This window comes from Archangium sp., assembly GCF_045802675.1.
Classification (GTDB): Bacteria; Myxococcota; Myxococcia; order Myxococcales; family Myxococcaceae; genus Archangium.
Genome location: NZ_JBJMQO010000124.1, coordinates 64672 through 89635, shown reverse-complemented (window position 1 = coordinate 89635; position 24964 = coordinate 64672). Strand labels below are relative to the sequence as shown.

Sequence of the window (24964 nt, the reverse complement as noted above, 5' to 3'; positions counted from 1 at the left end):
TACAAGCCTGCTCCGCGAGCAGTCACTCCTCTGACGCAGAACCAATATGCCCCACAACATCGCGATGCACACCAGCGCCCAACCCGACCCGCAACGATTGGCCCTGCAGGTCTCGGAGCTGGGCAAGCGGGTGTCACTGCCGTCCGGAGCGCTCACCATCCTCGAGGGGGTGGGCTTCTCCATCGCCGCTGGCGACACCGTGGCCATCATCGGGGCCTCCGGCTCGGGAAAGAGCACGCTGCTGTCGCTGATGGCCGGGCTGGACACGCCCACCACCGGGAGCGTGCTGTTGGATGGCGAGCCCCTGTCCTCCCTGGACGAGGACGGCCGGGCGCGCGTGCGTGGTGAGAAGGTGGGCTTCGTCTTCCAGAGCTTCCAGCTCCTGCCCTCGCTGACGGCACTGGAGAACGTGATGCTCCCGCTCGAGCTGCGCGGAGACGCGGACGTGGAGACTCCCGCCCGGGCCATCCTCGACAAGGTGGGGCTGGGGGAGCGGCTCGGCCACTACCCGCGCCAGCTCTCGGGCGGAGAGCAGCAGCGCGTGGCCCTGGCTCGAGCCTTCGTCACCCGGCCCGCGGTGCTCTTCGCCGACGAGCCCACCGGCAACCTCGACACCGCCACCGGCCAGTCCATCGTCGAGCTGCTCTTCTCGCTCAACGCGGATGCGGGCACCACCCTGGTGCTCGTCACCCACGACGAGCACCTCGCGGCGCGCTGCGGGCGGCGGCTGCGGCTCGACGGAGGCCGTCTGGTGACCGGGCAGGGGAAGCCGTCATGAGGCTGCTCGGGATGGCCTGGCGCCAGCTCCGCCGTGACTTCGCCTCCGGCGACCTCCGCATCCTCCTCTCCGCACTGGTGCTCGCGGTGCTGGCCGTGACGGCCATTGGCTTCGTCACCGACCGCGCCGAGCGCGCGCTCGCCCTCGAGGCCAACCGGCTGCTGGGCGGTGATGCGGTGGTGATTGGCGATACCCCGCTCGACGGCGTGGTCCGCGAGGCGGCGGGGGCGCCCGGGCTGCGAAGCACCGAAACGCGGGAGCTGTCCAGCATGGTCCGGGTCGGCGACGCGGACGATGAGCGGCTCAAGTTCGGAGACCTCCGGGCGCTCGGAGAGGGCTTTCCCCTGCGGGGCCGCTTCCGCATCGTGGAGACGGTGGACGGGCCCGAGCACGACGCCGCCGGCATCCCCGAGCGGGGCAGCGTGTGGATGAGCCGCGCTGGCGCGGACGCGATGGACGCCCGGCTGGGGGACATGATTGGCATTGGCGAGTCGCAACTGCGGCTCACCGCCCTGGTGGTGCAGGAGCCGGACGCGGCGCTCGACTACTTCAACATCGCTCCCCGGGTGTTCCTCAACCTCGCCGACCTTCCCGCGACCGGGCTGGTGCAGGAGGGCAGCCGGCTGCGCTACCGCCTGGTGGTCGCCGGAGAGCCGACCGCGGTGGAGCGCTTCGTGCGCACGGCACGCGAGGGGCTCGCGCGCGGCCAGCGCCTGGAGACGGTGCAGGACGCGCGTCCGGAGATGCGCTCCGCGCTCGACCGGGCCAGCCGCTTCCTGAGTCTGGCGGCGCTGGTGTCGGTGGTGTTGGCGGCGGTGGCCGTGGCCATGGCCGCGCGCCGCCACAGCGAACGGCACCTGTCGAGCACCGCGGTGATGCGGTGTCTGGGCGCGAGCCAGCGCACGCTGGTGGGCACCCATGGGGGCGAGCTGCTCCTCCTCGGGCTCATCGCGAGCTCCATCGGCGTCCTGCTCGCCTTCGTGGCGCAGTGGCTGGTGGGCAACTGGCTCGCCGAGGCCCTGAAGCTGTCCATCCCGGCGGCCGGCTGGGTGCCGGCGGTGCAGGGGTATGGGGTGGGACTGGTGGTGCTGCTGACCTTCGGTGCACCGCCCATCCTCGCGCTGCGCCGGGTGCCCGCGCTGCGCGTGTTGCGGAGGGACCTCGACCGCACCGAGCCGAGCGCCTGGCTGGTGGGATTCGCGGGCGTGGTGGGGCTGGCCGCGCTGCTGTGGTGGAAGGCCGGCTCCGCGAAGCTGGCGTCCTCGATGCTCCTCGGCATCATCGTCACCCTGGCGGTGCTGGCCGCACTGGCGTGGGGACTCATCGCCGTCGTGCGGCGGTTGCGCTCGCGGCTGCGCGGGAGCCTGCGCTACGGGCTGGCCAATGTGAGCCGGCGCGCGGCCACCAGTGTCGCGCAGGTGTCGGCGCTCGGCCTGGGGTTGATGGCGCTGCTGCTCCTCACCTTCGTGCGCACCGACCTGCTCGATCGCTGGCAGGTGGCGCTCTCCAAGGAGGCGCCCAACCGCTTCATCGTCAACGTGCAGGAGGATCAGCTCGAGCCGGTGCGTGCGTTCATGGCCGAGCAGGGATTGCCCGCGCCGGACCTCTTCCCCATGGTGCGCGGCCGGCTGGTGGCGCACAACGGAACGCCGGTGAAGGCGGCGCCAGCGGTGCCGGACCCAGGTGCCGCCGACTCCGAGGAGGAGAGCGGCAGGCGGCGGCGCAACGAGCGCGAGTACAACCTCTCCACCACCGACACGCTCCGCGACGACAACCGCATCACCGCGGGCACTTTCTGGGGCCAGCGGCGCCCGGAGCAGCCGGAGCTGTCGCTGGAGGAAGGCTTCGCCGCCTCGATGGGCTGGAAGCTCGGCGACCGCGTGGCCTTCGACATCGCTGGCCAGCGGTTCGAGGCCACCGTCACCAGCCTGCGCAAGGTGGAGTGGGAGAGCTTCCGGCCGAACTTCATCGTGCTGGCCTCACCGGGCTCGCTCACGGGCTATGCGGCCAGCCACATCACCGCGGTGCACGTGCCCGCCGAGCGCACGCGCTTCACCGCGGAGCTGGTGAACCGCTTCCCCAACCTCTCGGTGGTGGATGTGGACGCAATGCTCAAGCAGGTGCGAAGCACCGCGGACCAGGTCTCCACCGTGGTGGAAGTGGTGTTCTACTTCTCGCTGCTCGCGGGCCTGTTGGTGCTGATGGCCGCGGTCAGCGCCAGCCAGGACGAGCGGCTGCTGGAGGGCGGCGTGATGCGGGTGCTGGGCGGCAGTAGCCGGCAGCTCCGGCTCGCGCAGGCCTCGGAGTTCGCCGCCATTGGCCTGCTGTCGGGCCTCACCGCGGCGTGCTCCGCCTCCGTCCTGGCCGGGGTCCTTGCCACGCAGGTGTTCAGCCTGCCGTGGCAGGCGGACTGGCGGCTGGTGGTGGTGGGAGGCGGGCTGGGGATGCTGGCGGCGGTGAGCGCGGGGATGTTCGCCACACGGCGGGTGCTGGACGCGCCGCCCTCGGTGACGCTGCGGGAGTTGCAGGGCTGAGGGCTGGAGCCCGGCGGGTCCGGCGATTGAAGCCCGATCCCGCCACATGGTAGGACGAGGGTGACCGCTCGCTCCCGACCGAACATCATGGAATCCCCCGGAGTTGGACGACCTCGCCAGCGGTTGGCTCGAATCATCGCAGGCGTGCTCCTGGTTCTCGGTGCGGTCCTCGCGCTGGTGCTGGTCGCGGCGGTGGCCGCTCTGCACAACCTCGACCACCCCTGGCTCAAACAGCGCATCGTCTCCAGGGTGGAAGCGGCCACGGGCCTGCGACTGGACTACCAGACAGCCCAGGTCGCCGTGCTCTCGGGTCTGCGGCTGGAAGGGCTGGTGGTGCGTACCCCGCCGCCGTTTCGAAACCTCGCGCCCGAGCTGCTGCGCGTCGGCACGCTGGAGGCGCAATGGTCGCCCGGAGCCCTGCTGAGTGGGACCCCCCGGGTTGAACGGGTGGCGGTGCGGGACGTGGCCGTTGCCCTGGTGGCCGACGATGCGGGGCCTACGTCTCTCACGGGATTGATGGGGCCGGAAGCTCCTGAGCCGCTGCCCGTTGAAGCGCCACTCGGCGCCTCTCAGCGGGTCGCTGCCCTCCTGGCCTCCGCGCCTCCCTTCGGAAAGGTCGAAGTGTCCGGCGTGTCGTTGAGTTACCTCCGCGTCCGGAACGGTGAGGTCATCGAGCGCTGGTCCTTGCGTGGGCTCGCGGCCGCCGTCGAAGCGAAGCATCAGGACGATGGATGGAAGCTCTTCGCGGCGACAGGCCCGGCCGGGACGCCGCTTCCTCTGGAGTTGAGCCGTGAAGGCTCGGCCATTGCGCCGGCCCTGGCTCAGCTGGAACTGAACCTCTCGGCGGAGGTAGGGGCGTCGGCCGCTCGTGTGCGGGTGGACCTGGATGCCGCTCGGCAGACGTTCGATCCGCGGTTCACGGTCCGCTCACTGCTGCACGGCGCGGCCTCCGCGAAGTTCGATGGCGAGAAGCGGCACATCGCCATCGAGCTGGAGCGCACCCGGCTGACCGACACCGCCGAAGTGCAAGCCCGGTGGGTGCTTCCGGATGCGGCGGAGGTTCCGCCCGTCGTGACGCGAGCCCTGGTGGAGCTGGATCTCGGACGACTGCTGCAACAGCTCCCCCCCGATTGGCGTCCATTCTCCATCGAGCGCGGCAAGGTGCACCTGGACGCCCAGGAGCTCACTCTCAGCGCCATGCCGCAATTGGGAGCCCAGGGCAGACTCGGGCTGGACGTCGACGTCGCGGCGCTCCGGCTTGCTCGAGACGGGCTTCAGGTGGCACTCGGCGATGGGCACGTTTCCTTGGTGGCGACGCCTGATCCCCAAAAGGGGCTGGCCGCTCGACTCACATTCGCGCTCCAGGGGTTCGAGGCCGGGGGACCCACCACGCTGCGTGTTCCGAAGGCCTCTGGCGAACTGAAGGGCACCCAGCTGCGGCCAGACCTCTCATCTCCCCTCCAGGTCGCGGGGGATGCTGACCTGTCCGGAAGGGTGGAGGCGTTGGACGTCCGTGCCTCCGGGAGCCGTGTGATCGCTGAACGTCTGGGATTCCAGCTCCATGCCCCGCTGGCGGGTGAGCCGCCCTTCGCACTGAAAGCGGACGTGCCCGTGGGGGCGCTCCAGGTGATCACCGCGGATGGACGCGAGGTGCTGAAGGGCCCCGTGCACGTGAAGCTCGACGTGTCGGAGGTGTTCCCTCGGAGGGACGAGCCGCGGCTGGGCCGGGCCCGTGCCCGTCTGGAACTCGACGTTGGAACGATGCACGCGTCAATGGACGCCACGAAGGGGAGCGACGAGGTGGCGTACACCCTGGCCGTCCAGACCCCGGACCTCGCCGCCGCCCGGCCCTTCATCCCCGAGTCGCTCGCCGCTCGCTTTCCCTGGAAGCACCTGGGCGTGAACCTGGCCTCCACGGGCAGACTGGCGGCGCTCTTTTCCTCCTCGCCACGGTTGGAGCACCGGACGGAGCTGCGCCTGCAGCGGCCGGGATGGGACGACGTGTCGGCCGGAAACCTCGTCGCCGTGATGCGTTCGCGGGGAGATTCCTGGCGGCACAAGGGCGAGCTGGAGCTTCAAATCGAAGGGCTGCGCGTCGGTGAGAACGACGCGGGTCCTCAACACCAGACACTGACGCTGGACCTCGATCGCCGGAAGCCGTCGCTCCGGCTGGGGCTCACCAGCCAGGCGGGGCTGAAGCTCGCGCTCGATGCCGCACTGGTGTTCGACCGGAAGACCCGCGCGCTTCGCTGTGATGTGAAGGGCGACCTTCCGCCCGTCGGTGCGCTGTCTCCGCTCCTGGCCAGGGCCGGGGTGCCCGCGGAGCTGGATCCCTCGCGGCTCGCGTTGAACGTCGAGCTGCATGGAACGCTGCTCGGTGTGCTCACGGACATCGCCGCCGATGGAACCCCGAGCCTGACCCCCGCTCCCCGGCGTACCGCCAGCTTCGAGGGAACCGCGGTGATGGACGTGCGTGGCATCCGCTGGAGACAGGAGGGCCAGTCGCTCAACCTGCCCGCGCTGCATTGGCAGGTCGAGTCGCACGCCGATGGGCCCCGGCGAATCGTTCACAATACCCTCACGGTGGAAAAACTCTCCGTGGGCATGGGCGAGCGCCGGTGGTCCTTCGCCGACCTGTCCAGCGACACCACCGCCACTTTCACCGAGCAGTGGGAAGCGGGCGACATCGAGCTGAAACAACTCTTCAAGGTCCGCACCCTCGAACAGCGGCCAGCGCTGCCCTATCCGGTCCAGGATTTGGAGGGCTCGTTCTCCGCTCGCCGTGAGCCCAATGGCGTCATTCACATCCCCGACCTGCAACTGTCCAATGCGGGGACGAGTACCTGGCTGAAAGCCAGAGGCCGGCTGGAGCTCGGCGACGACCGGCGCCGCCTGGCGGTTCGGGGCGAGCTGGAGCAGGACCTGTCCAGACTCACGCGGCCCGGCCTCATCGAGAGCAGCGGGAGGGTCTCGGTCGATTTCCAGGTGGCTTCGCCCAACCTGGTGGTCTTCCGAACCCTCTCCAACGTGCTCTTCCAGAACGTGAACCTGCGGATGCTCGAATCGGGGGTCGCGATCGAAGCGCTCGATGGCAACGTGCCGCTGACCGAAAACATGGAGCTCACCGAGGGCCGGGTGCGGCTGCTGGACGACCTCGACGTGAACCCCTACTCGATGCTTCGTTTCGCGGACCAACACCCCATGCTCTCGCGCAACGGCTTCATGTCGGTGGCCCGCATCACCACGCCATACATTTCCATTGCGCCCCTGGCCGGAAACCTGTCCATCGACCAGAACGTGGTTTCCATGCGTCAGCTGGAGATGGGCGTCCGCGATGGGCGGATCACCGGACAGTGCGTGTTGGATTGGCAGGGAAGGGACTCCACCCTGGAGGCACGCGTGCGGGCGACCGGCGTGAAGTCCTCCCGGGGCGAGCCCTTTGACGGAAATGCCGCCGTGCTCATCTCCGGCAAGGACCGCAGCGTCAATGGGCGCGCGGAGATTCTTCGCATTGGCAATCGCCACCTGCTCGATCTGCTGGACCTCGAGGATCCACACCACACGGATCCCGCCACGAACCGCGTCCGCTACAGGTTGGGATGGGGCTACCCGGAACACGTGCGGATGAACTTCAACCACGGCTTCGGCAGCCTGCGCATCACCATGGGGGGCCTGGCCCGCCTGTTCAGCATCGATGAGATCCGAGGCATTCCCATGGGCCCCATCGTCGACCGTGCCATCAAATCCATGTCCCCTCCGGAGACCACGCCATGAAATGCCGCGGGTTGCTGCTGCTTGCCGCCCTCGCCCTTCCCGGGTGCATCCGCGCCCCTGAGATCGTCATGGTCGATCGCGCGACGGCGCTCGAGGAACAGGCCTCGGGCTCGTTCAAGGATGTGGAACGGCGTCTCGCTCGCGCGGGCATGAGCCCGACGCCGGTGCCGCTCACGCCCAATCAACTGGAGGAGCTGGGCATCCAACCCACGCCGTTGATCGAGGACATCGGCAAGACGCAGGCGGACCGCGTCGACGAGCTGCTGCGGCGCCACTGCGTGGGCGAAGGGCGGGACGGGCTGCTGGTGGACACCCGGAGCCAATGCAAGCCCCGGCGCTTGTCGGCCGATGACGCCGCCCTGGTGGAACGGGTGAACCGGGCTCGGGTGCAGCTGTGGCAGTGGATGCGGACGGTCCGCCCCGGCGTGCCCGAGGAGTCGGTGCGCCGGAGCTGGCAACAGGTGCACGCGCAGGGAGTGGTTTGCAGCGGCTGGGTGGAAGCCGAGGATGGCACCTGGGGAGAGAAGAAGTGTTGACGCCCCGTGGCCGGTGCTTCCTGGCCCTGGCCGTTCTCCTCGCGGGCAGCGTCTGGGCGCAGGATGATGAGAATGACGGAGGCTTGCGCACGCCCTCACGGCTCACCGTGGGCGTGGGAGATCAATTCCTGGGGCAGTTGACGCCCGATGGGAACACGCTGCTCTTCGTGTCCAACCGCAACATCGCGACCGAAATCTACGCTCAGGACATGGAACAGGGCCGCGAGCGCCGCCTCTTCGACGAAGGCGCCGACGTGACCTGGCCGCGGGTCAGCCCCGACGGCAAACACCTGCTCTACATCTCGTTCCGGAACCAGGCCAGCGGCCAGCTGTGTGTGAGGGATCTGCCCGGTGCGGAAGGCCGCCGCTGCCTCGAAGAAGAAACCAGCGCGCTGCAGGCGGAATGGATCAATGCCTCGCATATCGCGCTGGTGAGCCGGGCGACCATCCAGGGTGATCTGCGATTGTCGCGGGTCGCGGTGGGGCGCGAGTTGAGCGTGAGCCCCCTGCTCGAGCGCAACCTGACCAGTCCCACCCTCTCACCCGATGGGCGCTGGCTGGTGTACGTCCCGATCGAACGCTCCGTGCAGCAGGTGGGCCCCGGCTTCGCCGCGCGCGCCTCGCCCCATCTGGAGGCCCTTCGGTTGGATCGCCCCGGTGCTGCCCCCATCCCGCTGACGCTCGAGCTTCCGGGACAGACCGGGCAGCCGGTGTTCGCGCGCGATGGGCGCTCCCTGTTCGTGGTGCAGTTCTTCACCGACTCCAACGCGGATGGGGTGATCGACGCGAGCGACAGAGGCGTCCTGTTCCGGGTGCCTTTCGCCACCGAGCGCGAGGACGCGCCCGAGTTGGCCGCCGCCGCCAGTCCGGACCAACTCACCAGTGAGGCCTGGAGCTGCGAGTACCCGGCGCCCGCGGCCGCGTCACTCATCGCGACCTGTTCTCGCGATGGCTCGCTGGATGTGTATCAGCTGCCGCTGGATGGCCAGGTTCCCAGCCACTGGGACGTTCCCCGGCTCAAGGAGGAATTGAAAATGGTCGGCAGGCGCGCGGACCTGCTCCTGCTCTATCGCCAACGCCTGCTGCGCGAAACCCGGCCCAAACCCCGCCGTCTGCTGATGATGCGCCTGAGCCAGCTCCACCTGGCTTTCGAGGACTTCGATGCGGCGGAGTTCTACGCCCGCCACATGCGCTCGGTGAGCGATCCCGCCAGCGCGGGACTGGCGGAGCCGCTGCGGCTTCTCATCGACCACCGGCGCGCCATGAAGGAGCGCGAACGCGGCCGCATGATGGACGAGCTGGACGACGCCGAACGGCAACGCATGGCCGCGTTGGATCCCGCCGCCGCTCCCAGCCCGCCCTCCGCCGTCTTTCAACACGTGGTGCGCAGTGAACTGGCCGAGGCCGCCGGCGACTTCACGCTGGCGCGTCAGGAGTTGGAGGCAGCCCAGGTGACCGACACCACGCCGCGCGCGGTGCTGGAGGCCTGGTACGACCGAGCGGACGCGCTGTACCGCAAGCTCGACGATCGGGAGGCCCTGGTCGAGGCTGGCCGCCAGCTCTCCATGAACAAGGCGTTTCCAGCTGACGACCAGCTCGACTTCGCTCGAGCCGCCGTCCGCGCCCTGTACCGGGGACGCCCCTATGACGAGGCGGATGCGGCCATGGCCCGGGCACTCGCCTCGGCACCCGCGGGCTCGGCCTATGCGTTCGCCCTGGAGCTGGGCCGGCACGTCAATGCGTTGCACGACGAGCGTCCCCCCCGGCCCGTCCGGGATGCGTTGATGGCGTTCTACCAGCAGCAAGAGGATCCCCTTCGCCAGCGCGCACTGGTGCAGGACGCCGTCGAGCGCGCGGCGGGCCTCGGCGCCGACGGGGTGCTGGAGGCGTTGGCGACGGTCTACGTCGACGACGCCCCGCCCGGCACCGAGGAAGGCCGCCGGGCCGAACGGTTGTTTCGCCGCGCGATGCTGGGCCGCGCCTACCGCCGGTTGGGGAAGCAGCGCCTGGACGAGGCCCGTGCCGACTTCGACCTCGTGACCCAACGGACTGGCTCCCTGGAAAGTGCTGTCGAGTCCATGAGTCTGCGTTTGCGTGCCGACGTCAGCCCCGAGGTGGTGGAAAAGGAAGTCACCACCACCTCCGCACGCATGGCCAGGCCGCTCGCGCACTTCGTGAAGGCCTACCTCACGGCACGCCAGTTGCCCAAGCTGGAGGACCGTGCCCACGCCCAGGCGGTGGCGGCGGCCGTGAAGGAGCTGCGCGCCTCGTGGCAGGAGCTCAAGAACCAGCGCGCGGTGCATGCCCTCTATGGTGCCATTCAGCATGAGGACTTCCTTCGCGGCCACGATCCTTCCGCCGCCGAGCGCGCCAACCGGCACTACCCGATCGCCCTGGACCTGGTGCGCAACAACGTCCGCTACCGGGCGATGATCCTCGGCGCGCTGGGGATGTTGCACACCCAGGTGGGCAACTTCCACATCGCGCTGGGCTACCTCGAGCAACGGGACAAGTTGCCTTACGTGGACAACGCGGCGGGGCTGGCGGTGTCCCTTGCTCGTGCCCGGGCGCTCTTGCACGTCGGCCGCGAGGAAGAGTCAGCGCGGGCGGCGGATCAGGCCCTGGCCATGGTGGACGCCACACCGAAGCTGGCCAGCAGGTTCGCCTCCCTGGCAGTGGATCGCGCGGCGCTCTACAACCTCGCCGCGGGCCGATTCGAGCGTGCGTTGGCGCTCTACGATCGCGAGCTGCCCACCGTGGAAACGGGCCCGAGCGACGCGGAGGGTCTGCGCAACCGGTGGGTGGTGCGGCTGGCCCGCTGTGCCGCGGCGTTGGGGGCGGAGCAGCCCCAGCGGGCGTTGGAGGATCTGGACAGGGTGGAGCGCGAGCTGGCAACCCCAGCGGTGCAAGCCACGCTGAGCGGGGCACACGCCACACCTCGGCACGTTCAGCGCTCCTATCGCATCATCGCCGCGGGACTGCGCGCCAATGCGGAGACGCGGCTCGGGCACCTGGACGCCGCTGCCCACGCACTCGAGCAGCGGCGCGCGCTGTTCCTGGAACAGTTCGCCGAGTCGGATCGCGATGAGGACATCCGCGCGGTGACGTTGGCGGAGATGCGGCTGGCCGAGAACGCCGTGGATCGCCGGGACACGGCGCGGGCGGCCAGTTGGTTGGGCAAGGCGATCGAGCACGCGGACACCCTGATCGAGCGCACCCACGCACCGGTCGACGCCGGTCAGCTGGACGTGCTCTGGTTCGCGGCGCAATTGCACTCGGATGGGCACACGCGGGTGCCTTTCGACGTGCCCAGGCGTCTGGGCCAGGCGCAACGCCTCCTCCTCGACCAGCGCGACCCTTCCTGGCGCGCCTATGTCGCGTGGTTCGAGATCTATCTGGCTCTCAGCGCGAACCCGCCAGCGGAGGTCCGGGACGCACTGCTGCTGCCCGCCCAGCCATAGGGTGACCTGCTCTCGCGAGCACCTCGCGCGTCTAGAAGTGATATGCGGGTCCCCATGTCTCGAGACGTCGAACTCCAGTGTCGTTGCGGAAAGCTACACGGATGGCTGCGCGATGCGGCGCCAGACACGGTGAACCGCGTCGTCTGCTACTGCGACGACTGTCAGGCGTTCCTGCACCACCTCGGCCGCGCCGAGCTGCTCGACGAGCACGGCGGCTCGGACATCGTGCAGGTCGCGCCCTCGACGCTCTCGTTCGATCGTGGCCTCGAGCTCGTCACCGCGGTGCGCCTCACGCCCGAGGGCCTCTATCGCTGGTACGCGAGCTGCTGCAAGACGCCGCTCGGCAACACGGTGTCGCCGCGGCTACCGTTCGTCGGGATCGTCACCGAACTGTTCCAGCAGGCGCCGAACGCACGCCCGTGTGACGAGGTCTTCGGCGCGCCGCGCGGTGGCATTCTCGGCAAGTTCGCGATCGGCGAGCCGCCGCCCGGGTCGGTGAAGCCGGACATGCGTCTGCTCGCGCGTACGATCCGCAAGGTGCTCGGCTGGAAGCTCCGCGGCAAGACGTGGCCACATCCGTTCTTCGACCGCGCGAGCGGCAAGCCGAAATACCCTGTCACGGTGCTCTCCACGGCCGAGCGTGACGCGCTACGCTCGCTGTGTGGCCCGCGTGCCGCTCGCGCGTGACCGCGGTCCGCGGCATGGAAGGCATGATAGAATGGAGGGGAAGCGCTGACTTCCTCGCATGAGTTCGCCGGTTTCTTCTATTGCCGTGGACGATTCGCTCTGGCCCCTGCTGCGGGTGACGTTTCCACGCGTGATCACGAACGAGCAGCAAGCGGAGCTGTTCGAGCGCACCCTGTCCTATCTGAGGCGAGGGGAGCGGCACGTCTCTCTGGTGGACTTCCGCCTGCTCCAATCGCTCACCCCCGAGCAGCGCGAGCAGCAATGGCGCTTCCTGCGACAGCAGGAACGGCCGATGCGCCAGTTCTCGATGGGGATCGCGGCACTCATCAACTCTCCGACCCTGGCGCTGGTCGCCCGGGTCCTCGTCCACCGCATCAAGCCCTCGGTCGTGCCGTACTCCATCCTGGCCTCGTGGCCGGCGGCGGTGTCGTGGGCGGCGGATCGGCTGCGGGACAACGGTCTGGACGAGCACGCCGTACGGGTCCGGCAACGTCTCGGCGCGTCTTCCGGGGCGCGCTTGGGCTGAGCCCCCGAATGGGGTCGATCATCCCGCTCAGCCTCTCGTGGGGGGCTCGAAGCCCCGCGGGGGCAGGGTGGGGGAGCGGTGCAGCCAGTTGTCCGCGGGGTAGCGGGCGGTGCCATCGATGAGGTGGAGCGAGTAGGCGTGGCGGCTCTTGGACGAGCTGTTGGCGCCGCTCTTGTGGGGCAGCAGCCCGTGGAGCACGACCAGGGTGCCCTTCTTCACCTCCAGGGGCACCATGCCCTCCTCGGGCAGGGGCGTGGAGTCGAGCACCTGGAACGCCGTGCCGCCTCCCTCGGCGCGCACGAAGCGCTTCTTCAAGCCGAGCATGTGCCCGCCGGGAAGCGCCCAGAGGCAACCGTTCTCCAGCGTGGCGTCCTCCAGCGCGAACCAGAATCCCAGACAGGTGGACGGCTCGGTGTAGAGGAACGTCGCGTCCTGGTGGCAATTGACCTCACCGCCAATGTGGGGCTGCTTGAAGATGTACATCGACTGGAGCAGTAACGGCTGCTTCAAGCCCAGCTCCGAGGCCAGCCTCGCCAGCTCGGGCGTGCGGGAAAACCCGTCGAAGAGGGGGTCGAGGTCGTGCAGGGCGTGGCCGATCTTGTTGATGGACAGCGCCTTGTCCTGGCGCAGCGAGCCATCTGGCCGGAAGGCGTTCTCCTCGAAGAAGAAGCGGATGTGGTCCCCCGAGGAGAGGAAGTACTCGTCCGAGGTCCGGGTCTGCTCGTGGGTGGAGAAGACGGAGACCGTCTCCGGCCGGAAGCCGGCCACCAGCTCTTCAGCCCGGGCCTTCAAGGCATCGCAGGCCACCGGCGGGACGAATCCGGGCAGCACGAGGAAGCCCTGCCGCTCGAAGTCTCTGACCCGGTCCATGTCCACTCCCATGGAGTGGACCGTACCAGAGGCGCCGTTGCATGGAAGGGGCGTGAGTCCTCTCGTGAACATGTCTTGGTTCATGACAACACAACCACCGGTTTTTTCCACGTGGACTCCACAGGTGGGGAACACGCTCCCTCTCCCGCGTGGGCTCGGAGGTATAAGGGCGCTCTTCAACCCAAGGAGACGCGAATGCGTATGCACTGGTGTCTGGTCCTACTGGTTCCGTTGGTCGGTTGCGTCTCGCAGAAGGCGTTCGAGTCGAAGTCGATGGAAGCGCAGACCCTCAAGCAGCAATACGACGAGCAGCAAGGGCAGATGAAGGCCCTGGAGCAGAAGCTCGCCGAGACGAGGGCAGCCGCCGAGGCGGCGGAGAAGGAGAAGGCGGAGCTGGAGTCCTCGCTCGCCCACAGTGACGCGGAGCGCCGCGCGCTGCGCAAGCGCGTGGACGAGCTGTCGGAGCTCAACCAGGAGCTGTCGCGCAGCACCGAGAAGCTCGCCGCGGCCAAGGAGGCGCTCGAGAAGAAGTCCAGCGAGTACGAGAACCTCGCCAGGAGCCTCAAGGAGGAGATCAAGACCGGGAAGATCGAGCTGTCCGAGCTGAAGGGCCGGATGGTGCTGAAGATGAAGGACAAGATCCTCTTCTCCTCTGGCAGCACCAGGCTCAACAAGGAGGGCCAGGAGGCGCTGGAGAAGGTGGCGCAGGCGCTCAAGGACGTGCAGGGCAAGCTCATTCGCGTCGAGGGCCACACGGACAACGTGCCGGTACCGGCGGATGCGAAGACGGAGTTCGACTCGAACTGGGAGCTGTCCACCACGCGCGCGCTCGTCGTCGTGAAGCTCCTCCAGGAGCAGGGCGTGCCGCCCACGATGCTCTCCGCGCTGGGCTATGGCGAGTACCAGCCCATCGCCTCCAACCAGACGGCGGAGGGACGGAGCCTGAACCGGCGCATCGAGATCGTCCTCGCCCCCTCCGAGCAGGCCCCGTCCGCGGTGGTGGCCGCCTCCGTGAAGAAGGCCCCGGCGGTGAAGCCGGCTTCGAGCGTCAAACCCGCCGCGAAGAAGAAGTAGCGGCATCCCCGCTCGCTCCGGGAGCGGGACGGGGTGAGGGTACCCGGATATAACTCCGATACCCTCACCCCAACCCTCTGCCGCCGTTCGTGAAGACCCGAACCCCGGAGCACACCGTGAAGACCGTCCTCGTCATTGGCGCGACAGGCAACATCGGGAAGGAGATGGTCACGGAGCTGGCCCGCCTCGGCGGCGTGAACATCGTCGCGGGCTCGCGGGACGTGGCCCGCGCCCGGGAGCAGTTCCAGGAGTACCGCGAGGTCCGTGTGGCCGGGCTGGACCCGGAGCGGCCGGAGACGCTGCCCCAGGCGCTCCAGGGGGTGGACACCGTCATCCAGGTGAGCCCCATGTCTCCCGCCATGGCGGCCCAGTCCCGGAGTCTGGCCGAGGCCGCGCGTCAGGCGGGTGTCCGCCACCTGGTGCGCAGCAGCTTGATGGGGACGGGCGAGCCCGAGCCCATCACCGAGGCCGTGTGGCACGGCGAAGCGGACCAGGCCATCGCGGACAGCGGCCTGCCCTTCACCCTCCTGCGGCCCAACCAGTACTTCCAGAACTTCCTCACCCCGCGCAACCTCCAGACGGTCCGCACCCAGGGGGCCCTCTACATGCCCTTCGGGACGTGCCGGGTCAGCTACATCGACACGCGCGACATCGCGGAGATCGCCGCCCGCGTCGCGCTGGCCGAGGGGACCGGGCACCATGGCAAGGCCTACGTGCTGACCGGCGCCGAGTCCCCCACCATGGCCGAGGTGGCCCAGACCCTGGGTGAAGTGCTCGGCAAGCCCGTGAGCTATGTGGCCGTCGACCCGGAGAAGACCCGGCAGGCGCTGCTCGGCGCGGGCCAGCCCCCCCTCATCGTCGACGCCATGCTGGGCTGGTTCGCCTACTGCCGGGCCGGAAGGGCCGAGCGCGTGCTCGCAGATGCAGAGCGGCTGCTCGGCCGCAAGCCCCGCTCGCTACGCCAGTTCGTGCAGGACCATGTGAGCCTCTGGCGGTAGGCGCTACCTCGTGTCCTCGGCCGACACCTGCAGCGAATCCAGCAGGGGTTTCATCAAGGGCTGCCCCCACTGGACCAGCCGGCTGAGCACCGCCAGCACCACCAGCGTGATGACCACCATCCGCAGCAACCGCTTGCCGTCGAGCGAGGCGTCCGGCGGAGCGGGAGCATATTCCGTGGACGGAGGACGGCCGCGCCCCGAGCGCCGGGGCCGCACCTCCAGCTCCAGCCGCTCCGCGGGTTGCCTCCGCGCGGGGGCAGGTGGAGGAGGCGCCGGTGCCGGCTGGGGACGCCCCACCAGCTCGCCGCTGGCGCTGAGCATGGGCCCGCCGGGCTGGGGCTCCCACTCGGTGCCCCCGAGGTCCGGCAGCGAGGAGGGCGGCCGGGAGGACAGCACGGTGGGCATCAACAGCTCGGGCACCGGCGTGGCCTGGGGCGCGGTGTCGAAGGCCCTCTCCGGGGGCGGCGCCTCCCCCTCGGACTGCTCGGCCCGCTCCACGAGGGTGGGAGGCGGCCGCAGCGCACGCAGGAAGGTGGCCAGGGCCTGGGAGCTGGTGGGCGCGCCCGCCTGGGCGAGGTAGAGCGAGAGCGCCTCCGCCATCTCCTCCGGCTGGGAGAATCGCAGCTCCGGCTCCCGCGACATGGCCCGGTACACCACCGCCGCCAGCGGCTCGGGGACTCCCTGCAACAGGGGGAGCTCCCGCTGGGTGATGGCCTGGACGAATCCCATCAGGGAGGTCGTCTCGTCGCCGTAGGGGTGGTGGCCAGCGAGCAGCTCGTAGAGGACGATGCCCAGGGCGAACTGATCGCTGGCGGTGGTGGCGGGCTGTCCTCCCAGCACCTCCGGCGCGGCATAGGGCACCTTGCCCTTGAAGGAGCCCGGCTCGGTGCCCATGGAGAGGCCCTCCACGCGGGCGATGCCGAAGTCCGTCACCTTCACCTCGCCCTCCCGGGAGACGAGGATGTTGGAGGGCGAGATGTCACGGTGGGCGGTCACCACCTGGTGCCCGTCTCCCCGGCGGCGGTAGGCATGGGCCAGGCCCGCCAGCACCTGCGTGGCGATGAAGGCCACCAGGTGGGGAGGAAACCGGACGCCCCGCTCCTGAGCGTGGCGCAGCAGGACGCCCAGGTCCCAACCCTCCACCAGCTCCATGACGAGGAAGAGGCCCTCGGGGCCCTGGCCCACGTCGTACACGGTGGCGATGTTCTGATGCTGCAGGTGCGTGGCCAGCCGGGCCTCGGCCAGGAACATCCTGGCGATGAGCGGGTTCTGCGCCAGCTGCGGCAGCATGCGCTTGATGGCCACCTTGCGCGAGAAGCCCTCCGCGCCGCACGCCACCCCCAGGAAGAGCTCCGCCATTCCTCCCGAGGCCAGGGATGCCAACAGCCGGTACCTGTCATTGACCATGCGCCGTGCCCCCAGTGGAAGTTCCAGGAGGCATGTCTAGCACCCTCCGGACCCGCCTCGCGACAGGGGGCGGGAACAGGTCGTGAGTGACGCGCTCCAGCAGCTCAGGCCCCCGCGGGGGGCCTTTCCTCGGATGGGCCCCGAGGGCAGAATTCGCGCCATGCTTCATCAGAGCCTGCCGCTGATCATCCTCACCACCCTCTTCGCCATCGTCTGCTTCATCTTCTGGACGGTGCACAAGGTGAGGGTCGCGGCCTGGGCCGAGTTCGCCAACCGCCATGGCATGCACGCGGACGGCCTCCAGCTCGAGGGCACCTACGAAGGCTATCCCATGCGGCTGGAGACCCAGACCCGCGGCTCTGGCAAGCACCGCTACCGCGTGACGGTGCTGCACCTCTCGACGAATGGCTCGCTGCCCCCGGACTTCTCGCTGGAGCCGGAGGGCTTCGGAGACAAGCTGCTCAAGCTCTTCGGCAAGAGGGACGAGGAGATCGGGGACGAGCCGTTCGACCAGCGTTTCGGGCTGAGCAACCTCACCGCCTCGACCACCCGGGTGCTGCGCCACCCGTCCGTCCAGCAGCACCTCTACGAGATGGTCAGCCACTACCGGACCTTCCACATCCGCGAAGGCTGGCTCCAGGCCGAGCGACGCGACATCCCCTCCACCGCGGATGCGCTGGAAGAGCTCACCGGCCCCGCGCTCATGCTGGTCCACACCCTGGAGGAGGCCGCCCAGAGCACCCAGGGCTGGACGGCGGGCTGAGCGCCCTCGGACGGTGATGACGTCAGCCGGTCCTACGCGGGGTGCAGGGTGCTGCGATAGACCGTGAGGTTCCCAGAGGGGGGCGCCGCGAACGTGAGCCACGGACGGGGCGGCAGTGGCAGATCGACGCAGCAGATGCGAATCGGTCTCGTGCGCGCGATGGACTCGAGGTCGTCCAGCACCTTCTCCAAGCGCTCGCCACTGAAGGGGCAGTACAAGAAGAAGATGGACCCGTTGGTGATGGAACCGGTGAGCACCGCCGCATCGCCCTGGACCGGCGAGAAGCGCAACGTGTTCAAGCGCGTGGTGAGCTCACGTGCGGCGTGGACGAGCGCGGGCTGAATCTCGATGCCAATCGCCGCGGCCCCGGTCAAGAGGTGCACCAGCGCGGCGGACCGCCCCACGCCCGAGCCCACGTCGACGAACACGTCGGAGGCCCGCACCTCCGCGCACTCCACGAGTCGAAGGAGCGCATCGACAGGGCAGGGGAGGTAGGGAACGCAGCCTCGCGGAAGCTCGGGGCCATCGTCGGGAAACGAGTCGAGGCCCAAGACCAGGTCGAACCAGGCATCCCGTTCGGCGGGAGGAACACCCATCAGGGCCGTGCGGAACACAGCCGGGGTGGCCTGAGCATTCAAGAGCAGGGAGCGAATCCACTCGGCGCTCTGGCGGTGCGTTTCTTCCACGGGTTCCAATAATGTACCGGGCGTCTGGCATGACGTCGAGCCCTGCTCAGTGGGACGGCAGCCGGACCCGGAAGGTCGAGCCGGCCCCTTCCTGGCTCACCACCTCGATGTTTCCGCCATGGGCCCGCACGATGCGGCGGGAACTCCTGGACCACCTGGAGCAGGAAGCGCGACTGTGCCAGTTGCTCGGCGGAGTGCACCCGTTCAATGGAGTCGCTCAAGCCCGTGGTCCGCGACTGGAATTGGGTGCTCATCCAGAACAAGACCGCCGCGGAACCCAGACTCAGGAGTGCCAGCAGACCCGCGCCGATAGTGATAGGGATAGACGATCCGTCGTCCCGGTACAGTGTCGCGTAGCCCGCCGGTCATGGGCTGGGGTGGTGACAGCTGTCTCGAGGCTGATGACTGCAGTCACCACTCCCCACGCTCCTCTCTCTCGAGCCCTCTCCTCATAACCCCCAGAAACCATGGAGGCCCCCTGTCCACGGAGGGCGACATGGGCATGGCATGTCGGGTGCACAAGGACGGGACATCGCTGTTCCGAACCCATCCCGCCGCACCTTCCGAGGAGCCTCCCATGCCCCGCATCAGCCCCACGCTGCCCCGCCGCTCCGCGACCCTCCCCACATCCAAGGCGTCCCAGCCCACGCCTCCTGCCCGCGCCTCCACGCTGCCGTCCACGGTGGCCAGCAAGCCCGCCGCGAGCGCACCGGCCGCCACGGAGTCCAAGCCGGTGAAGCACCCGGGCGCGCCCGAGGGCTCCCCCGCGTACAGCCCCTGGGAGAAGAGCACGGGCGAGGCCTCGAACGTGAGGGTGAGCGGCGGTGACAACAAGCTCACGCCTCCCCCGGGCGCGAAGCAGCACCTGTTCATCGACAAGCCGGGCAATCCCTTTCAGAAGGATGTCTTCGGAGGCACGGTGAGCGGCGGCCTGGGCTCGATGCGGGCCTCCACCACGAGCCACCACGGCGGTGGCGTGCACCACTCCTCGGCCCAGGCCGAGCTCAACGGGCTCCACGCCTCCTACGAGCTGCGGAAGGTGCACGCGGGCCGTCTGGGCGTGACCAGCGGCCAGCTCACCGCCGAGGCCAACGCTTTCAAGGCGAGCGCCCAGGCGGGCGTCTCGGCGGATACGAAGAGCCACGCGTACACGGCGGCGCTGACGGCCAAGGCGGAGACGGGCGTGGGCGTCGCGGCGAGCGCGAGTCACGACTTCAACCGGCACGTGGGCGCGTACGTCAAGGGCGAGGCCAAGGCCTCGGCCACCGCCTTCGCCGAGGGGGTGGCTTCCGTGGATCCGAAGACCGCCACGGCGCTGCTCTCGGGCCAGGTGGGCGCGGCCGCCACGGCGGGAGCGTATGGCACGGCGGGCGGGCACGCGGGCCGGCTGCACGGCTCGGTCACCGCGGGCGTGGTGGCGGGCGCGGCGGCCCAGGCGGGCGGGAAGCTCGGCCTGGAGAACGGCTTCTTCAAGCAGTCCGCGGACCTCAACGCCGCGGCGGGCGTGGGCACCCACGTCAAGACCGACGTCGCGGTCGACCTGCGCCACCACCTCAAGCCCGGCATCGCGTCGGGCCTGCGCCCCAGCCTCGCCACCGCTTCCGGCGTGGCCTCGTCCGCGGGCGTGGTGGAGCCCGAGAAGTCGCGGGTCGAGAAGCTCTTCGCGAAGGCTTTCCGCAAGTAACATGGTTTCATCATCCAGCCTTCGGCCCTCGAGGGCTTCGTCGAGAGGGCCAGGGTCGTACGTCCACGCAAGAGGAGACCGACATGAAGAAGGAGTTGGTGAGCTTCAATGAAGTGGAGAGGGACCTCTCGTCACTGCTGGAGCTGGACGACGAGGCGCTGGAGACGGTGGTGGGGGGCTATGCCGCCGGTGACGGGGAGGGCTGCATCGTCAACTACTCCCCGGAGCCCGGCTGCAACACCCTGTGCTGAAGGGTTGAGACGGGCGCATCACCCCTGGCGCCGAGGGCGGGCAGAGGCTCCCCTCGGCGCCCCTTTTTTGTCCCGAGTGAGCGCGGAGGAGCGCCCTTCCCGCCGGCCGAGCAGCGAATCGCGGCTCAGGTGCGGCGGGGAAGGGGACAAGGCCCAGGGCGCGGCTCGCCGGGGGTCACAGCGCTTGCCCGATTGCTCCCCCGTAGCGGCTGCCGAGGGCTTCCAGGCAGGCGGCTGCTGGCCGGCAGCCTCGGGCGTCCTCACTCTGGTTATATGGGGACCGACCTTCCCGTGATGGAGCGCGCCGTGGCGGTGGGCCGCGTGAGCCCGGGGGGCGTGCGCCTCTGGATGCGCTCGCCTGGAGGGGGAGCACACCGGCTCGAACTCTGGCTGGACGCGGTGCGCTCGGAGCGCGTCGCCTACGCCTTCGACATGGGCGACCGCGCGCACAGCGACCACACCCTTGCCTTCGCCTACCCGGACGATATCGCCGGCGCCCGGCCGCTCGAGCCCGTCACGCGCTATGGCTACCGCATCAGCCGGGCGGATGGCGTGCTCGTGGGAGAGGGCAGCTTCGAGACGCTCCCTTCCAGTCCCTCGCAGATGCCCCGGCGTTTCTGCCTCGGCGTGGCGAGCTGTCACCAGCCCTTCGACGACCAGGGCGAGATGCACGAGATGGGGCTGCGGATGCTGCGCGTCGCGCGTGTCGCGTGGGAGCGCTGCGACGTCAAGCTCGCGCTGTGGGTGGGGGACCAGCTCTACGCGGACTTCCCCGAGAGCCAGTCGCTGTTCGACCCGGAGTACTTCAAGACGGTCGCGCCCCCGGGCCGGAAGAGCCTGTTGGAGTGCACCCACGACGAGGTCCTCGCGGTGTACCACGGGCGCTACCGGCGCAACTGGGGCCACCCGGCCTGGCTGGAGCTCCAGGCGCGCTTTCCGGGCTACCCCATCCTCGATGACCACGAGGTGGCTGACAACTACGGCACCCTGCCCGAGCACCACGACAAGAAGTGGCGCCATCTGCGCGACGCGGCCGAGGCGGCCTACCGCCATTACCAGCACTCGAGGGTGGAGCCCCTACGCCCTGGCTTCGAGGGCCCCTACGACTACACCTTCGAGTACGGCGCCGCGGCGGGCTACGTGCTCGACGTGCGCTCGGAACGGCGCTCCGCCGACGGGAGCCATGCACGCGTCTTCGCGCCGCACCAGTTGGAGCGCTTCGCGACCTGGCTGAACGTGAACGACTCCGCCCCGGTGCTCTTCATCGTCGTGAGCGTGCCCCCGTTCTTCATGCCCGGCTGGCTCTCCCGCCTTGCCCGCTACGTGCCGGGCAGCTTCCGCGAGGACGCGCACGACCGCTGGACGCACCCGCAGTACCGCGCCGATCGCTGCCGCATGCTGGAGCTCATCAAGAACCACCAGCAGCGCCACCCCCAGCAGCGGGTGGTGATGGTGAGTGGAGACGTCCACGTGGGCTATGCGGCCCGGTGCGACTGGCGCACGGACCCGCCGACCTCGCTCTACCAATTCGTGTCGAGCTCCATCACCCACAAGCTGTCCTCGCTCGACTGGCACCTGGCGCGCCACATGCCGCGCACGCACTTCGCGATGGCGGACCTGGAAGGAAAGTGGGCGCGCATCCATCTGCTGGGCGGCAGCATGGCACGCGTGCTCGAGCAGCCGGTGGGTGGCCTCAATGTGGGCACCATCGAGGTGGAGCTCGACGGCGACCTCGCACGGCTCAACTTCAAGCTCTTTGGCGAGGACGAGGACACCCCCGGCGAGCCGAAGCTGCTGTTCGAGTCGGGCTTCCAGTAGGCACCGCGAAGGTGTCTGCCGTCCAACCCCATTCCAGCCATGGGAGTGCGCGTGCGGCAGGTGACGCGCGTCACTCTCGGAGGCGAGGTTCATTCGCAAGATGAAGGAGCTTCTTATGAAGTAGGTCAGGGTCCGCCGCTCCGCGTCTCGAGGGCGTAAAACCAACCGTCCTGCTCCGGGCAGGCCTCGTCGCCGCACGTGGTGAGCCGCAGCAAGACGACTCTCCTGCGCTCATCCATGTAGACCGCGTCGAGGAAGGATTTGCTCGGCACCTGGCATGCCGCCACGGCCGATGAGCCTTTTCCAGGGAGATTCAGGTCGATCGGCGGGACGCCTGCTCCTTGCTTCAGGACAAGATGTCCCTGGCTGAAGGTCAGCTCCAGCTCCGGCAGTTGCAGCTTCTGGGTGGGACCCTGCTGGCAACTCTCCGTCACCATCGGTTGGATGGTTTGTTCCACCAGTGGCATCCACTGTGTTTGCGCGAGGTAGTCATTCGCCTGGCGGATTCGCTCGAGCACCTTCGTGTCGAGCTCCTGGGACTGAGGGGGCGACTTCTTGACGGCTGAGACCTCCCCAGACTCCAGCACGGGAAACCTCCAGACAATCTCGTTGGTCCGGGGACGTCGTACCGTGAGGAGGAGGTTGGGATCTCCGCGCTGGCCATCCGAGAAGACCTCCGCGAGGGCAACCAGGGACCCATCCTTCGAGATGGCGGGGAGCCCGGTGACATAGAGTGTTCGCGCCACGGAGCCCTCGGTCTCGTAGCCCAGGGATGGAGTCCCCATCTGGCCAGGAGGCTGCTCCGCTCGTGGCTTGTCGCTGGGAATGCGGAGCGCGTGGAACGCCGCGGGGGGCTCTGAGCAGAGATCCATCCCACAGAAGCCAAGCTCGAGGAGTACCACTCCCAACTCGCGGCTGACGAAGACGCCATTCAGCCACGAAGGACTGGCCTGGGTGCATCCTTCCTGGCGAACCCGCCAGGAGGAGACGCGGCGGTCGAGCACCTTCTTCCCCCGGCGCCAGAACTGCACCCGTGGCTCCTGGTACGAGAGCTTCAGGTCGCCCAGGGTCACCGAGCGCTTCGGATGAAGCTGCTTCTCGAAACAATAATCCGAGAAGAATTCCCGCTCGTGAGAGGGAAGCTCGTGATGGGCGAGCGGCTTCCACTGGTACTGCTCCAACTGGGAGAGCGCCTCCTGGGCGCGAGCCCTGGCCAGCCGCTCGAGATTGGAGCCGCTGTGCTGGACGCTCTCCTCCTCCGAGAAGAGCACCTTCTCGAAAACGACGGCATCCATGTCCACGTCCTTCACGACAAGGGTGCGGGAGATGCGCTCCGCCTCTGGAGATTCGCGGGCGAAGAAGGCGACCCGCTTGCCATCGCTGGAGACCCAGGCGCTCCGGGCATTCAGCCAGGGCGCGGAATACCCCGCCGCGAACAGCACATCCGCTCGCAGGGGATGGGAGAGCACCCAGGGCACGGGCTGGAGCGGGGCTTCCCCGGGGGCGGCTGCCGCTGCCTGGGGCGTGGCGGCTTTCGCGAAGGGGCTGCTGCTGGTCAGGAGGGCTCCAGCCAGGACACACGCGAGGCCGAGCTTCCACCCGTGCATGGGAGGGCCGTTCATCGCTGACGATCCAGGAGGACGCGCTTGAGCGCGATGGCCGTTGCGCGATCGAAGATGGGACTGAGGTTCTTGTTGTCGCGGACCGTGCCTGGCACGTAGCGGCGGCGGAATCGGTCCACCGCGGCCTGGGTTGCGGCATCGTAAGCGCCGGTGATCGACACACCATCCATGGCATTGATGGAGTAGCCGAGTGAGCCCAGATCCGTCTGCAGGCTGGCAATCACATTGTAGGGTGTCTTGTCCTTTCTCAGGAGCTTCGCATCCGTCGTGAGGTTGGAGAGCCTGGCGAGGGGATTGTCCTTGAAGTAACCGCCATACTCCTCACCGAGCTTGCTCTCCGCGAGGAGTGAGGGATCTGCTTTCGAGCACAATCCCTGGTCCTCGAGCTTCGTCCAATCGAAGTAGACTCCCGGGCAACCTGGGCGGTTCTCGAGGGTCAGGTCATGCAGAGGGGGCGGGGTCGGCTTCTTCAGGTACGGGACGAGGTTCTTGTCGCTGCGTACCCGGACCTCACCGTGGCCCAGGATGCCATGCCGGCTGATGCCAGGGTATTTGAGCTTGAGCTCCTGGATGAGGCGGGTGACCGCGTCGTACTGCTGAGGGGTGAACGCTCCGTCTTTGTTCACGATCTCGATGCCCACCGAGACGTTACCGACGCGGTTCTGGCCAGCCCACCAGCTCATGCCCGCGTGGTTCGCCACCAGGTCCTCATGGACCAGCTTGATGACGAATCCGTCGACATCCACCAGGTAATGGCTCGATGTGGGGGCGGGGAGGAACGTATCGAGCGCGGAGCCTGGAGTAGGGCCACCGGTTCGATGCAGCAGGATGATGGTCGGGGTGCTGTTCGCCGGGCGCACTCCGCTATGCTTGCAGGCAATCCAATCGGGTTTCCAATCGATCAGCAATCCGGCTGGAGGTTGCACGAAGGCGGCTCCATGCGTCGCACCGTCACATGTACTCGCGGCGCCCAGCTGTACACCACCGTCCTTGATCGTGAGGGAGACCTTGATCTTCAAGGGACGATAGCGGCAGGTCCCAGGCGCGTCCGTCTTGTTCCCATCGTTGGGATTCACGGGCTCGCTGGAGTTCCTCAGCAGGTTCGCACTGTCGGGCGTCAGTACGAGGACATACTCTCCGGACGAGAGCGAGGAGACATCCAACTCCATGTTCCCAAAGGTATGGGTGGTGGCACTGAGCCCCGTTCCCTCGAGCGCCACCGTCGCCTTGACGATGGGGTGTGAATCTTTCGATCCCCACCTGGCCTGTGGACTGTTGTTCACGGCGAACAGCGCTCGTACGGCAACGGTCATCTTGATGGGCCTGGCCATCATCCCCCCTGCGTTCTTGTTGCGGGGCTCGCGACCTCGACGTGAGGGCTGAGCAGCAAGGGAGTATAGCGGGTAGCAGGTCTCCCACCAGCCAGGACAATAGGAGGCCTGTTCGCGAGAAAGTCGCGGACCGTGTCGAGCTCGCGTCTCCTCGTCCGTCACGC

Annotated in this window: 18 protein-coding genes; 13 read left to right on the top strand and 5 right to left on the bottom strand. The window is 68.6% G+C overall.

The genetic code is table 11. The features are described from left to right. Positions 1 to 46: 46 nt before the first annotated feature. The 7 genes from ACJ8AN_RS34490 to ACJ8AN_RS34460 all read left to right on the top strand — a co-directional run bounded on the left by ACJ8AN_RS34490 (position 47) and on the right by ACJ8AN_RS34460 (position 12296). On the top strand, positions 47 to 778 hold the full coding sequence (locus ACJ8AN_RS34490; protein WP_407759811.1) for an ABC transporter ATP-binding protein: 732 nt from the start codon (positions 47 to 49) through the stop codon (positions 776 to 778). After that, on the top strand, positions 775 to 3312 hold the full coding sequence (locus tag ACJ8AN_RS34485) for an ABC transporter permease (RefSeq protein ID WP_407759810.1): 2538 nt from the start codon (positions 775 to 777) through the stop codon (positions 3310 to 3312). Before ACJ8AN_RS34490 ends, ACJ8AN_RS34485 begins: the two co-directional genes overlap by 4 nt. Before the next feature lie 87 nt (positions 3313 to 3399). After that, complete coding sequence (locus tag ACJ8AN_RS34480; RefSeq protein ID WP_407759809.1) at positions 3400 to 7086, top strand: hypothetical protein; 3687 nt, start codon at positions 3400 to 3402, stop codon at positions 7084 to 7086. Next, entirely contained in the window at positions 7083 to 7622 is a 540-nt protein-coding gene (locus ACJ8AN_RS34475; RefSeq protein WP_407759808.1) for a DUF1318 domain-containing protein, read from the top strand. Before ACJ8AN_RS34480 ends, ACJ8AN_RS34475 begins: the two co-directional genes overlap by 4 nt. Beyond that, positions 7616 to 11083 (top strand): hypothetical protein, encoded by a 3468-nt coding sequence (locus tag ACJ8AN_RS34470; RefSeq protein WP_407759807.1) that lies wholly within the window; start codon positions 7616 to 7618, stop codon positions 11081 to 11083. The genes ACJ8AN_RS34475 and ACJ8AN_RS34470 overlap by 7 nt, the downstream gene beginning before the upstream one ends. A 42-nt stretch (positions 11084 to 11125) precedes the next feature. After that, entirely contained in the window at positions 11126 to 11770 is a 645-nt protein-coding gene (locus ACJ8AN_RS34465) for a DUF6151 family protein (protein WP_407759806.1), read from the top strand. A 58-nt stretch (positions 11771 to 11828) separates the two neighbouring features. Then, on the top strand, positions 11829 to 12296 hold the full coding sequence (locus tag ACJ8AN_RS34460; protein ID WP_407759805.1) for a hypothetical protein: 468 nt from the start codon (positions 11829 to 11831) through the stop codon (positions 12294 to 12296). Positions 12297 to 12323: 27 nt separating this feature from the next. On the opposite strand, the gene ACJ8AN_RS34455 is transcribed toward ACJ8AN_RS34460, so the two are convergent. After that, positions 12324 to 13166: a phytanoyl-CoA dioxygenase family protein gene (locus tag ACJ8AN_RS34455; protein ID WP_407759804.1), complete on the bottom strand. Its 843-nt coding sequence runs from the start codon at positions 13164 to 13166 to the stop codon at positions 12324 to 12326. Between the two features lie 195 nt (positions 13167 to 13361). Here ACJ8AN_RS34455 and ACJ8AN_RS34450 point away from each other — a divergent pair, with 195 nt between their 5' ends. Both ACJ8AN_RS34450 and ACJ8AN_RS34445 read left to right on the top strand, forming a co-directional pair. Next, on the top strand, positions 13362 to 14240 hold the full coding sequence (locus ACJ8AN_RS34450; RefSeq protein WP_407759803.1) for an OmpA family protein: 879 nt from the start codon (positions 13362 to 13364) through the stop codon (positions 14238 to 14240). A gap of 116 nt (positions 14241 to 14356) precedes the next feature. After that, positions 14357 to 15238 carry an SDR family oxidoreductase gene (locus ACJ8AN_RS34445; RefSeq protein ID WP_407759802.1) on the top strand — a complete coding sequence of 294 codons (882 nt, stop codon included), beginning with the start codon at positions 14357 to 14359 and terminating at the stop codon, positions 15236 to 15238. A 3-nt stretch (positions 15239 to 15241) separates the two neighbouring features. Here the strand turns inward: ACJ8AN_RS34445 and ACJ8AN_RS34440 are convergent, their stop codons facing one another. Next, positions 15242 to 16645: a serine/threonine-protein kinase gene (locus tag ACJ8AN_RS34440; RefSeq protein WP_407759801.1), complete on the bottom strand. Its 1404-nt coding sequence runs from the start codon at positions 16643 to 16645 to the stop codon at positions 15242 to 15244. 160 nt (positions 16646 to 16805) lie between these two features. Here ACJ8AN_RS34440 and ACJ8AN_RS34435 point away from each other — a divergent pair, with 160 nt between their 5' ends. Further along, a complete protein-coding gene (locus ACJ8AN_RS34435; RefSeq protein WP_407759800.1) occupies positions 16806 to 17408 on the top strand; it encodes a hypothetical protein in 603 nt (200 codons plus the stop codon). A 32-nt stretch (positions 17409 to 17440) separates the two neighbouring features. On the opposite strand, the gene ACJ8AN_RS34430 is transcribed toward ACJ8AN_RS34435, so the two are convergent. Continuing rightward, positions 17441 to 17851: a class I SAM-dependent methyltransferase gene (locus ACJ8AN_RS34430; protein WP_407759799.1), complete on the bottom strand. Its 411-nt coding sequence runs from the start codon at positions 17849 to 17851 to the stop codon at positions 17441 to 17443. Positions 17852 to 18671: 820 nt separating this feature from the next. On the opposite strand from ACJ8AN_RS34430, the gene ACJ8AN_RS34425 reads away from it, so the two are divergent. From ACJ8AN_RS34425 to ACJ8AN_RS34415, 3 genes are all read left to right on the top strand, one after another. Beyond that, complete coding sequence (locus ACJ8AN_RS34425; RefSeq protein ID WP_407759798.1) at positions 18672 to 19778, top strand: hypothetical protein; 1107 nt, start codon at positions 18672 to 18674, stop codon at positions 19776 to 19778. A gap of 83 nt (positions 19779 to 19861) precedes the next feature. Then, a complete protein-coding gene (locus ACJ8AN_RS34420; protein ID WP_407759797.1) occupies positions 19862 to 20029 on the top strand; it encodes a hypothetical protein in 168 nt (55 codons plus the stop codon). Positions 20030 to 20323: 294 nt separating this feature from the next. Next, on the top strand, positions 20324 to 21847 hold the full coding sequence (locus ACJ8AN_RS34415; protein ID WP_407759857.1) for an alkaline phosphatase D family protein: 1524 nt from the start codon (positions 20324 to 20326) through the stop codon (positions 21845 to 21847). Positions 21848 to 21972: 125 nt separating this feature from the next. Here the strand turns inward: ACJ8AN_RS34415 and ACJ8AN_RS34410 are convergent, their stop codons facing one another. Both ACJ8AN_RS34410 and ACJ8AN_RS34405 read right to left on the bottom strand, forming a co-directional pair. Continuing rightward, positions 21973 to 23469 carry a hypothetical protein gene (locus tag ACJ8AN_RS34410; RefSeq protein WP_407759796.1) on the bottom strand — a complete coding sequence of 499 codons (1497 nt, stop codon included), beginning with the start codon at positions 23467 to 23469 and terminating at the stop codon, positions 21973 to 21975. Then, positions 23466 to 24800 carry an N-acetylmuramoyl-L-alanine amidase gene (locus ACJ8AN_RS34405; RefSeq protein WP_407759795.1) on the bottom strand — a complete coding sequence of 445 codons (1335 nt, stop codon included), beginning with the start codon at positions 24798 to 24800 and terminating at the stop codon, positions 23466 to 23468. The genes ACJ8AN_RS34410 and ACJ8AN_RS34405 overlap by 4 nt, the downstream gene beginning before the upstream one ends. Positions 24801 to 24964: the final 164 nt, after the last annotated feature.

Bases quoted from the DNA above. Each gene is read 5' to 3' on its own strand.
- ACJ8AN_RS34425 (WP_407759798.1), top strand. From the start codon at position 18,672: ATGCCCCGCATCAGCCCCACGCTGCCCCGCCGCTCCGCGACCCTCCCC.
- ACJ8AN_RS34455 (WP_407759804.1), bottom strand. From the start codon at position 13,166: ATGGACCGGGTCAGAGACTTCGAGCGGCAGGGCTTCCTCGTGCTGCCC.
- ACJ8AN_RS34405 (WP_407759795.1), bottom strand. From the start codon at position 24,800: ATGGCCAGGCCCATCAAGATGACCGTTGCCGTACGAGCGCTGTTCGCC.
- ACJ8AN_RS34475 (WP_407759808.1), top strand. From the start codon at position 7,083: ATGAAATGCCGCGGGTTGCTGCTGCTTGCCGCCCTCGCCCTTCCCGGG.
- ACJ8AN_RS34415 (WP_407759857.1), top strand. From the start codon at position 20,324: ATGGAGCGCGCCGTGGCGGTGGGCCGCGTGAGCCCGGGGGGCGTGCGC.
- ACJ8AN_RS34485 (WP_407759810.1), top strand. From the start codon at position 775: ATGAGGCTGCTCGGGATGGCCTGGCGCCAGCTCCGCCGTGACTTCGCC.
- ACJ8AN_RS34420 (WP_407759797.1), top strand. From the start codon at position 19,862: ATGAAGAAGGAGTTGGTGAGCTTCAATGAAGTGGAGAGGGACCTCTCG.
- ACJ8AN_RS34465 (WP_407759806.1), top strand. From the start codon at position 11,126: ATGCGGGTCCCCATGTCTCGAGACGTCGAACTCCAGTGTCGTTGCGGA.
- ACJ8AN_RS34480 (WP_407759809.1), top strand. From the start codon at position 3,400: ATGGAATCCCCCGGAGTTGGACGACCTCGCCAGCGGTTGGCTCGAATC.
- ACJ8AN_RS34460 (WP_407759805.1), top strand. From the start codon at position 11,829: ATGAGTTCGCCGGTTTCTTCTATTGCCGTGGACGATTCGCTCTGGCCC.
- ACJ8AN_RS34435 (WP_407759800.1), top strand. From the start codon at position 16,806: ATGCTTCATCAGAGCCTGCCGCTGATCATCCTCACCACCCTCTTCGCC.
- ACJ8AN_RS34410 (WP_407759796.1), bottom strand. From the start codon at position 23,469: ATGAACGGCCCTCCCATGCACGGGTGGAAGCTCGGCCTCGCGTGTGTC.
- ACJ8AN_RS34440 (WP_407759801.1), bottom strand. From the start codon at position 16,645: ATGGTCAATGACAGGTACCGGCTGTTGGCATCCCTGGCCTCGGGAGGA.
- ACJ8AN_RS34450 (WP_407759803.1), top strand. From the start codon at position 13,362: ATGCGTATGCACTGGTGTCTGGTCCTACTGGTTCCGTTGGTCGGTTGC.
- ACJ8AN_RS34490 (WP_407759811.1), top strand. From the start codon at position 47: ATGCCCCACAACATCGCGATGCACACCAGCGCCCAACCCGACCCGCAA.